The following is an 11,189-nucleotide window of genomic DNA, read 5'->3' on the forward strand; positions in this document are numbered from 1 at the left end:
ATAAATTTCATTGAATATGAAAAATAGAATAAAAGTATTGTTATCTCTTCTTATGTTATGTGGTACAACGCAGTCGGTACGTGCACAGGACGGTGGAGATATGAATAATCATCTTCTGCGGATAAATGATTATGTACCTGCTATTCCCGAAGCGGCAGGTATGCAATTGTATGGAAACATTCCTGTAAGTGAATACACAGGAACACCTGATATCTCTATACCGCTATATACCCTTAAATGTGGGCGTATAGAACTACCCATTACGTTGTCTTATCATGCGAGCGGAGTCAAGGTGGCTCAAGAAGCTACGTGGGTAGGTCTTGGTTGGAATCTTTTGGCAGGAGGGTGCGTCAACCTTAATGCTGTGGGCAAGGTAGACGCGACCTCTGGTACATTTGCTACTTGGGCTGAATGGGAGAAAATAAAATATCACTGGAAAGTACAGAGTGCTGATACGTTGAACTACCGTTCGGGGACCGAGGAACTGATGAATTTGTGGGGAAATTTAATGTTCGACCCCAATACGAGTAATACGACCAATGGAATTATTAATGAAGGCCTTATAGGGCAAGGTGAAAGAGATATATTTGAAGTTGCATTGCCCGGAGGAAGATCATTCAAATACTTCTTGCACCCCAAAAGTCAGACTCCTGTCATTATCGGTTCTAGGATGAATTGCAAAGTGTGGCATAGTGCTGAAAAAGTGATCATTACAGATGAAGCAGGCACATCTTATGCCTTCAGGCCTTATGCATTTGTAACTTCCAATGCTCCCTTGACTTATATGCTGACAAGTATGACGGATGTGACGGGACATACTATCACTCTAACCTATGTTACCGCCAGTTGCTATTCGGTGCCTGTTATGTCGGAGTATTATACCGTAGGTACTCCTCCGGACAATGACTATATAAAACGGAACTTTACTGCCGGCATTTCACAGACTTGCTATTTAAGCAAGATAGAAACCGATACGGAAGAAGTGATTTTCGAGATGGGAAGTCGTGAAGACCGCTATCCGGGAACTACCGGAAAACTGACAAACATGAAAATAAAGAGTAAGTTGGACGGGAAGGATGTGTATTCTTACCAGTTCAATTATGATTACTTCATTTGTCCCGAACAATCAGTCGGCGGTAATTACTTGTCATCGGACGATTATGGGTCGTCGTCTACCATACCCACCAGCGTACTTCGTAAACGTCTGAAACTGCTTTCTGTACTTCGAAAAAATGGCACTTCGCAGGGTGAAAAGCATACATTCACTTATAATGAAGCTGTGAACTTGCCTTATAAGACTTCTTTTGCCATAGACTATTGGGGATATTACAATGGACAGCAGAATACTTCCACGCTTACAAACCGTGTTCATACATTGATTCCCTCCCTGGAAGGTTTGACGAATGTTCCTTTATCCGGTTCTACCGCTGTCAGAAATTGTAGCCGGGAGTATATTACGGCCAATATGCTGAAGAAAATCACATATCCTACGGGCGGCAGTGTGGAGTTTGAGTTTGAACCTCACACTTTTGTAGGAGACAATCGTTTCATTTCTGCAGAGGATTTGAATAAGTATGACGCACAAGTCAAAGGTGTCAATACTGTCAACAACAACGACCTGATAGTGACGCCTTCCGCTACTTTCACTCTGCCCACCACGCAGGTAGTGACGGTGGATGCTCAAGTCAATTTTCCCGATTATGAAGTCAATCAAGTCATCGGCTCCGGAACCACTTTGCGGAAACTCGGTGCCGGAGGAAGTGTCATTAAATCGTACAAAGTGACTTCACAAAATACCAGTGGGCATGTGTATCATGTCAACGAGTCGTTCACATTGGAAGCGGGAGATTATGTCCTGACAAGTACATTGAGTTCTGCAGTTACCAATCAAGGTTATTCTACCCGCAATGCCAGTTCTGCTACTTTGACCTATAGAGGCGGTGGAACTGCAGTAAACAAAGACACATTGCAGAAAGTTGGCGGAGGAGTGAGAATCAAGACCATTACTAAAAAGAATAATACAGGTGAAGTGTTGGAACGTACCGGTTACTTGTATGAAAGCGAGAATCACAAGACCTCTGGCATTCTGATGTTCTCAGTCAAGTTCTATGATGATTTTAATGTCCGGCGCGGAAGCTATACCACAACTCCTGAAGGAGTGATACGCCCTTCTACCAGTTACCACACTTTCCGCCGTTTTTATGCTCAGGCGCAAACTCCACCAGCTTCTGCGCCCAATGCCAATCCTGTAGGTTACAGCCGTGTCGTCAAGCAGCGCGATTTTCTGGATGCGGGGAGAGAGGAACTCGTATTCAGTAACATAGCCGGCCAGGATTATGATGCTACCTTGGCTTATATGCCTGCCAACTATAATGGGCGACTACTGAAAAAGAGTATCTATGATGCCGGTAATATCTTGGTATGGGAAGACACCTATGAATATGAGATTGCAAACAAGTGGCAAGAATTGACCAACATCCGTGTAAGGGACAACTATGTGGGTCCGGTTAATTGCTATTCCGGCAGTATCACCTATAATGAAAACATCGGAGGACAGACGGTGAGCTTTAGAAATCCATTGGCTTATCACGGACGTTTTGAGATAACTTTATATCCGCATCTTACCTATGATATACGGTTAAAACGGGAAGTTTCGACGGAATATGCCCATGGTGTACCGGTGACGCAGGAAAAACTGTATACCTACAACAGTCGTAACCAGATAGCTACTTGCCGCACAAGTACCAGCCGTTCGGGCTATGTAATGGAAAGCTATGCTTATGCAGCGGATGTTTCTTCCTACAAAGATGAATTCAAGGCTAATAACGTGCTTGATGCTGTACAGAACTACCAACGAACATCGGGAGGAGCGACGCTGTATCTGAATAATACGTATGGGGACGTCTTTTCTAAATTCACCTTGCAGTCCAGTGAAGAATATAGTAGTTTGTATCCTGAGAAAAGAACTGTTTCTTATAGGTATGATAGTAAATGGAATCCGGTGGAAGTTACTACTCCCGACAACATGTCTGTGGTCTATTTGTGGGGCTATAAATATTCTTTGCCGATTGCCCGTCTCAAAGGTATCACTTATGCGGAAGTAGTGTCTCGGCTCGGAACAACAGGTTTGGATGCTTTGTGTTCTGCCGGTTCACCCAATACGACGGCCCTCTATGCACTGAAAACGTCCTTCCCGGAATGCGAGGTCACAACCTGGCTTCACAATCCTTCTTATGGGCTGAAGGAGATAAGAAAAGCAACTGGTTTTAAGGATTTCTATCTCTATAATGCTTTGGGTGGTTTATCTGATGTGCAGGATCATAACCAAAATCCTATTGCCTCGTACTTCTATCAGTGGTCTCCTGACGGCACTTCGCAGAATTACGTTCGCACTCATGCTATGACTGCAGCAGCAGGTAGCAAGTATATGGCAAGTTATGATTATTATGACGGCTTGGGGCGTCTCTTCCAGAAGGTACAAAAGGGAATTACTCCTGCCGGAAGTAATTTGATATCGTTACAAGAATATGATGGCGCAGGACGTCGTTCGGAGAGTTGGCTCCCAATTGTTTCCTCCTCTGTTTATATGTCTCCTTCGGCTATCAAAAGTGCGGCTCCGGGCAACTATTCAAGTGATTCCCGTCCCTACAGCAAGCCTGTTTACAGTGTTTCCCCATTAGACCGCATTCTGAAGCGATACTCTCCGGGAGCGGCATGGGCATCAAAACCTGTAACTATGGATTATCTGGCTAATTCTTCCGATGTGAATTGCATTAACTATTCGGTAAGTTCGTCTGGGGCACTTGTCAACAACGGTACTTATGCAGCCGGACAGTTGCGCGTGGTGAAACGTATTGACGAAGACCAACATGTTTCTTATACTTTCACAGACAAACAAGGCCATATATTGCTGGAACGCCAGATGCAGGGTAGCGAGCAGCATGATACTTATTATGTGTATAACGATTTGGATAACCTTTGCTTCGTATTACAACCGATGTATCAGAGTGTGTCAAACCTGGATCAATATGCTTTCCAGTACAAATATGACAACCGTAACCGTTGTAATTGGAAAAAGCTTCCAGGTGCTTCTGCCGTGAGCTATGTGTACGATGAGGCAGACAATATGATCTTTTCCCAGGATGGCAAGCAGTATGCCTCTAAGCAGTGGAGTTTCTATCTGTATGATAAGTTCCATCGTCTGGCAGTGCAGGGCGTTTGTTCCAATACGAATACGGCTGCAGTTTCGAATGTTATTGTATCATGTACACGGGTGAATAGCAACAGCGGTTTGGGTAACAGTGGATATACATCAAGCTTTGCCTTGGTGTCGCCCGAAGTCCATAGAGTAAACTATTATGACGACTATGCCTTCCGTAGTCTGACCGGTTTCGATAATGCCGGCTTTCCTGCGGCAACAATCGATGCCAAAGGATATGTCACCGGTAGTGTGATCACTGTTCTTGGCAGCAGTACAAAACTTTATTCGGCTAATTATTATGACTTTGAGGGACGCATCACAAAAACGGTTCAAGGCAATTTGCTGGAGGGTTATGATACGACGAACACTGTTTATACTTTTACCGGCAAACCGAAGACTGTGACCCATACACATAGTGCCAGCGGCAAGAGTACGCGCACGGAAGTATATACCTATACCTACGACCATGCGGACAGAATAAGTAAAGTGCAGCATAGTCTTGGTAGCACTTCAATCACTCTGTACGATGCGACTTATGACAACTTCGGTCGTTTGCTGACCAAGCAGTATCACGGAACGAGCACCAACAAACTGACGTACGCTTACAACCTGCGCAGCTGGCTGACTGGAATCAGTGGTACACGCTTCACACAGAACCTGTACTACAACACGGGTGTGGGTACTGCGAAGTACAACGGCAGCATCAGCAGCATGACCTGGAAGTCCGGGAATGAAAGCACCGTCCGCGGTTACAAGTTCACCTACGACGGACTGGACCGCATGCTGAATGCCACCTACGGCGAGACAGCAGGTATCAGCACGAACGCGAACCGTTTCAGTGAGAACGTGACGGGGTATGACAAGAACGGTAACATCAAGGGATTGCAGCGTTACGGGCAACTCTCTTCAGCCGCCTACGGCATGATAGACAACCTGACTCTCACCTTGAACGGCAATCAGTTGAACCGCGTGGATGATGCGGTAGCGGCTTCCACCTACAATGGCGGCTTCGAGTTCAAAAACGGTGCCAATGCTGCCGATGAGTACTCTTATGATGCCAACGGCAATTTAACTAAAGATTTAAACAAAGGTATTAGCGGCATTACATATAATTTCTTAAATTTGCCGAATGCAGTAACGTTCAGTGACGGAAGTACCATCACCTATACTTATGGAGCCGACGGCACAAAGCTGAGAACAGTCCATAAGATAGGCAGTACAACCACAACGACTGACTATTGCGGCAATGTGATCTATGAAAACGGAGTCCAGAAGCTGCTTCTTACCGAAGAGGGTTATATTACTTTGAGCGACAGCAAGTATCACTACTACTTGAAAGACCATCAGGGGAATAACCGGGTAGTCATCAGCCAGAGCGGCACGGTAGAAGAGACGAGCCATTACTATCCTTTCGGCGGTACATTTGCAAGTGCAGGTAATGTTCAGCCTTACAAGTACAACGGCAAGGAGTATGACTCGAAGAAAGGGCTGAACTGGTATGACTACGGGGCACGGCATTATGATGCGGCGTTGGGGAGGTTTGAGACGGTGGACCCTTCTGCTGAAAACTACTTCAAAACAAGTCTCTATGCTTATTGTGGTAACAGCCCTATCAGCAGAATAGACCCAACAGGAGCTGACTGGTATGAAGATAAACAAGGGAATTTACGTTGGCAGGAAGGCAGTGAAGCCTTAAAAGGCTATACTAATATCGGTTCATCTGCCTCTATTGCGTTAGGTAATGACAACTATCTGAACTTCTATCAGAATGGAGGTATCTTAGCCAATCAGGCTGTTAATGCTTTTGACTTGATAGCTTCCAGCGGTAAACTTCAGAATCAGTTCTTAGGTAAAACCAGTCCTTTATCTGAAGACTCTAAGTCTGCCCTTTTCAATTCTCTGAACAGTCGTTCTATAGATGCTATTGCGCGACCTATAGGCGAAGCTGCCTTTGGCTTTGGTGCCGGAGAGTTTGGCGGTATGTTGTTGGGGAAGGCAATAGGATGGGCTGTAGGAAAGGTGGCAGGAAGAGGTACTCAAAATGCAATACAATCAACTGCTCACGGAGTGCAACGGATTGCTGGAACAACGGCAACGAGAGGAGGGGTACTTTCTGTGAATGAAGTAAGAGTAACAAAGTCTGTAGGAAAGGCTTTTACTCAGGCTGATGGAGCTACAGTTTATCTTCATGAAATTACTCCCGGTAGATTTAATGCTGTTGTAGAAGGGAGGAAAGGTATAATAACAACAATGGGAAATTGGTCTCAAAAATCTATTAATAGAATAGCGAAAAATTATGGATGGAATATTAAATAAAGAAATGGTTGTTTGCTGTTTCTGCGGGAAGAGTTTACCCTTAGAAGCGGCTGTAGTTTTGAAAGTTTGGGCAAATGAGAAGAGTGAGGAGTATCAAGTATTATATTCCCATAAATCTCATTTTGTTAGAGCATTAGATAAATCAGTAATACTACATCCAGATTTATTAGAGCCTGATGCTTTAGGTTAATTCGTCGTAACGAACTACTGTCTTCCTCTGATATAGGTTGATTAAAAACCAATCTATCTAATTACTATCCTAACATCAGATATTCCATATCTTGTATGTTAGGATAGTTTTTGTTATTCTATCAGCGAGACGTAGGATACCTATTGTGTGTATGACGACCACCGTAATCTCTGCACTTGGAAGAAGCTTCCGGATGCGCAGCTCGCGGAGTATGTGTATGACAACGGTGGACGGCTGACGCAACAGGGGGAGTGCACGAACAAGACGGTTTCTTCCGATCAGGTGGTGCATGTGCAGAACTGGGCGGTACGGGTTTCCCGACGAGCCAGTTCACGAACGACACTTCGGGCTACAGTAAAGGCTCCCTGACAGGAAGCGCGGTGACTGTATCCGGCAGCAGTACTAAAATTTACAAAGGCTATTACTATGACGTCAAGGGGCGTGTAACTAAAGTCGTACAGAACAATCTTTTGGGCGGTTATGACGTGACTAATACGGTCTATACCTTTACGGGACAGCCCGCCACGGTGACGCATAGCCATACCGCAAGCGGCAAGTCCACACGTACGGAAGTCTATACCTATAGCTATGACCATGCAGACCGTGTAAGCAAGGTGGAGCATACTTTGGGAGGAACCAAAATAACTCTGGCAGACTATACGTACGATAGTTTCGGCCGTCTGAGTACCAAGTCCCTGCACGGCTCTGCGGCGAACAAGCTGACGTATGCCTATAACCTCCGCAGCTGGCTGACGGGCATCACAAGTACGCGCTTCACCCAGAACCTGTACTACAATACGGGTGTGGGTACCGCCCGCTACAACGGTAACATCAGCAGCATGACCTGGAAGTCCGGGAATGAAAGCACCGTCCGCGGCTACAAGTTCACCTACGACGGACTGGACCGGATGCTGAATGCCACCTATGGCGAAACAGCAGGTATCAGCACGAACGCGAACCGTTTCAGTGAGAACGTGACGGGCTACGACAAAAACGGTAACATCAAGGGATTGCAGCGTTACGGGCAACTCTCTTCAACCGCCTACGGCATGATAGACAACCTGACTCTCACCTTGAACGGCAATCAGTTGAACCGCGTGGATGATGCGGTAGCGGCTTCCACCTACAATGGCGGCTTCGAGTTCAAAAACGGTGCCAATGCCGCCGATGAGTACTCTTATGATGCCAACGGCAATTTAACTAAAGATTTAAACAAAGGTATTAGCGGCATTACATATAATTTCTTAAATTTGCCGAATGCAGTAACGTTCAGTGACGGAAGTACCATCACCTATACTTATGGAGCCGACGGCACAAAGCTGAGAACAGTCCATAAGATAGGCAGTACAACCACAACGACTGACTATTGCGGCAATGTGATCTATGAAAACGGAGTCCAGAAGCTGCTTCTTACCGAAGAGGGTTATATTACTTTGAGCGACAGCAAGTATCACTACTACTTGAAAGACCATCAGGGGAATAACCGGGTAGTCATCAGCCAGAGCGGCACGGTAGAAGAGACGAGCCATTACTATCCTTTCGGCGGGGTATTTGCAAGTGCAGGCAATGTTCAGCCTTACAAGTACAACGGTAAGGAGCTTGATACGAAGAAGGGTTTGAATTGGTATGATTATGGGGCGAGGCATTATGATGCGGTGTTGGGAAGGTTTATAACGGTTGATGCTTTATATGACAAACATTTTAAAGTATCTCCTTATGTCTATTGTGGAAATGAGCCTGTCGGTCGCATTGATCCGGATGGAAATGATTGGCGCGTGCAAACCCATTATAATCGTGAAACGGATAAGATAGAATATAAAATTACGGTAAGAGCGGCTTTGATAAATAATTCTAATAATAAGGAGCTTGATATAAAGACTTTGGCTGGACAAATAGTAGAGCAAGTGAATGCCGCATATACGATTTCAGGTGATGACTTTGTTTCGACTATGGATATGCAATTGAGAACTGTCAACTCGGTGGATGATATAAAGGACACTGAACACGTTTTGCAGATTGTTGATCAAGATATGTTGACAAAAACGGATAAAAGTGTAGTTATGGCTGAGACTTATAAAAATAGTCTGGATGTGAAAATAGGAACGAAAGCGGTTTCTAATATGTTGAACAATGATGATAACCGGACTTTTGCTCACGAACTTGGTCATTCAGGAGGATTGGGGCATACAATGAATGTGGAAAACTTGATGACACAGAAAAAAGTTATTCAAGATTTTGATGGAGATTATCTTAAAGCAACTCAGTTAAACCGTTCTCAGATACAAACAGTCCGAGATAATTATATCCATAACAAGTTGAATAGGCATATTCCTAACTGGAGGCAAAAACTTAAAAGAAGGCAGTAATATGAAGACACGTATATTTATTTTTATAATCATACTTGCCATGCTGGTGGCGTGCATTGGTCATTTGGACTCAGAGAATGATTTCATGATTCGAGTAGGTACTGGTTTTAAGGAGCGTACCGGTAAAGATTATATCCAATGTTGGGTGAATGACAGCCTTGTTTTTAATGGACTGTATGTGAACAAGACGGATGACCAAATATTGGACTACCATGAAGATTGGCTTGGAATGGAAATCACCCGTTTCGATAAAAGCGGATATGATAGTTTAAAAATAAAGATACGTGTCACATCTCTGGATACGGTATTATATTGTGGAAAAAGGGTCATAGATAGTACGTTCCGATACCGGATTGATAATATTCCCAATATTGTAATTTCATGTAGCTCCAACGGTGGTATTTTGTTGTGGGATACTTTACGTACACCTGATTATTTTTGGCTCGAATATTGATATATTAAGAATCTCTGATTCTATAATCTAAACAATTCCCTGCTTATGTTGGATGTAAGCAGGGAATTTCATATAGGAGCATGCTGACTTGGAGCGGTACGCTTTCCGTTACCGGTACGACGTGACATCCACGGCCTATACCTTTACGGACAAGCCGCTGACGGTGACGCATACGCACACGGCAAGCGGGAAGGACAGCCGGACGGAAGCATACACTTACAGCTATGACCATGCGGACAGGCTCTTGAAGGTGGAGCATACATTGGGAGGGGCGAAGGTGACGCTTGCTGCCTATGCTTATGATAACCTTGGTCGTCTGCAATCGAAGTCGCTGCACGGCTCCGACGCGGACAGGCAGGCTTACGCCTATAATGTACGCGGCTGGCTGACGGGTGTCAGCGGAACGAAGTTCACGCAGAATCTGTATTATAACACCGGCAACGGACCTGCCAAGTATAACGGCAGCATCAGCAGCATGACGTGGAAGGCAGGAACGGCAAGCACCGTCCGCGGCTACAAGTCCACTTATGACGGACTGGACCGTCTGCTGAATGCTACTTATGGCGAGACAGCAGGCATCAGCACGAACGCCAACCGCTTTTCGGAGAACGTTACGGGGTATGACAAGAACGGCAATATCAAGGGATTGCAGCGTTATGGCCAGACTGGTGCCAGTGCCTACGGCCTGCTTGATAATCTGACTTTCACCCTGAACGGCAATCAGTTGAGCCGTGTGGAGGATGCCGTGAGTACCGCGGCATACGGTACAAACACTGCCTTTGTGAACGGTGCAAGCGCTGCAGGGGAGTATGCCTACGATGTCAATGGTAATTTAACGAAAGATTTGAATAAGGGAATTACCGATATTCAATATAATGTATTAAATTTGCCGAGTACGGTATCGTTCAGTGATGGTAGCACGATTACCTATACTTATGGTGCTGACGGCACGAAACTGAGAACAGTCCATAAGATAGGTAGTACAACCACAACGACTGACTATTGCGGTAATGTGATCTATGAAAACGGTACTCAGAAGTTGTTACTCACAGAAGAGGGTTACATCAACCTGACCGGTACCCAGCAGTATCATTACTACTTGAAAGATCATCAGGGTAACAACCGTGTAGTGATCAACCAGTCTGGTACTGTGGAGGAAACGAACCATTACTACCCTTTCGGTGGTGTGTTTGGCACTACAGGCAATACCCAGCCTTACAAGTATAACGGTAAGGAGTTTGACACGAAGAAGGGTTTGAATTGGTATGATTATGGGGCGAGACATTATGATGCTGCGTTGGGACGGTTTACGACGAATGACCCGTTGGCAGAGAAATATTATTCGATGAGTCCGTATACTTATTGTGCCGATAATCCGGTAAAGTTCATAGACCCAAATGGTATGGAATATGCTCCTGGTGATCTGTTTAAGACTAAAAGAGCAGCAGCTAAAGATTGGGGTATGTATTATAATGGTGCATCTATTATACGTAAACGTGAAATGGGCTCTTCTATTTATGAAGTTAAGCAAAAGGGAAAGCTAAAGGGATATTCTTATAGTGCAGCCAATGAAGGAGAGCACAGCGTATCTATAAGCTTACCTCCTAACGGTGAGAGATTTGTAGGATCGATTCATTCGCATGGAGACGCGGACGCAGAGCA

General features: G+C 44.9%; 4 protein-coding genes and 1 pseudogene. All 5 read left to right on the forward strand.

The window, feature by feature from the left end; all coding sequences use genetic code 11:
• Positions 1-16 precede the first annotated feature (16 nt).
• A complete protein-coding gene (locus ACESTD_RS02530; protein ID WP_373158601.1) occupies positions 17-6,517 on the forward strand; it encodes an RHS repeat domain-containing protein in 6,501 nt (2,166 codons plus the stop codon).
• Positions 6,498-6,707 (forward strand): hypothetical protein, encoded by a 210-nt coding sequence (locus ACESTD_RS02535; RefSeq protein ID WP_035447395.1) that lies wholly within the window; start codon positions 6,498-6,500, stop codon positions 6,705-6,707. The genes ACESTD_RS02530 and ACESTD_RS02535 overlap by 20 nt, the downstream gene beginning before the upstream one ends.
• A 251-nt stretch (positions 6,708-6,958) precedes the next feature.
• Positions 6,959-9,073, forward strand: a complete 2,115-nt coding sequence (locus ACESTD_RS02540; protein WP_370528675.1) for an RHS repeat domain-containing protein — start codon at positions 6,959-6,961, stop codon at positions 9,071-9,073.
• Position 9,074: 1 nt separating this feature from the next.
• Positions 9,075-9,527 (forward strand): hypothetical protein, encoded by a 453-nt coding sequence (locus ACESTD_RS02545; RefSeq protein WP_035447390.1) that lies wholly within the window; start codon positions 9,075-9,077, stop codon positions 9,525-9,527.
• A 115-nt stretch (positions 9,528-9,642) separates the two neighbouring features.
• Positions 9,643-10,929, forward strand: a pseudogene (locus ACESTD_RS02550) (RHS repeat-associated core domain-containing protein); the annotation flags it as partial.
• Between the last annotated feature and the right edge of the window lie 260 nt (positions 10,930-11,189).

It is taken from the genome of Bacteroides sp. AR20 (assembly GCF_964250605.1).
GTDB lineage: Bacteria > Bacteroidota > Bacteroidia > Bacteroidales > Bacteroidaceae > Bacteroides > Bacteroides uniformis.

Bases quoted from the DNA above. Each gene is read 5' to 3' on its own strand.
- ACESTD_RS02530 (WP_373158601.1), top strand. From the start codon at position 17: ATGAAAAATAGAATAAAAGTATTGTTATCTCTTCTTATGTTATGTGGT.
- ACESTD_RS02535 (WP_035447395.1), top strand. From the start codon at position 6,498: ATGGATGGAATATTAAATAAAGAAATGGTTGTTTGCTGTTTCTGCGGG.
- ACESTD_RS02545 (WP_035447390.1), top strand. From the start codon at position 9,075: ATGAAGACACGTATATTTATTTTTATAATCATACTTGCCATGCTGGTG.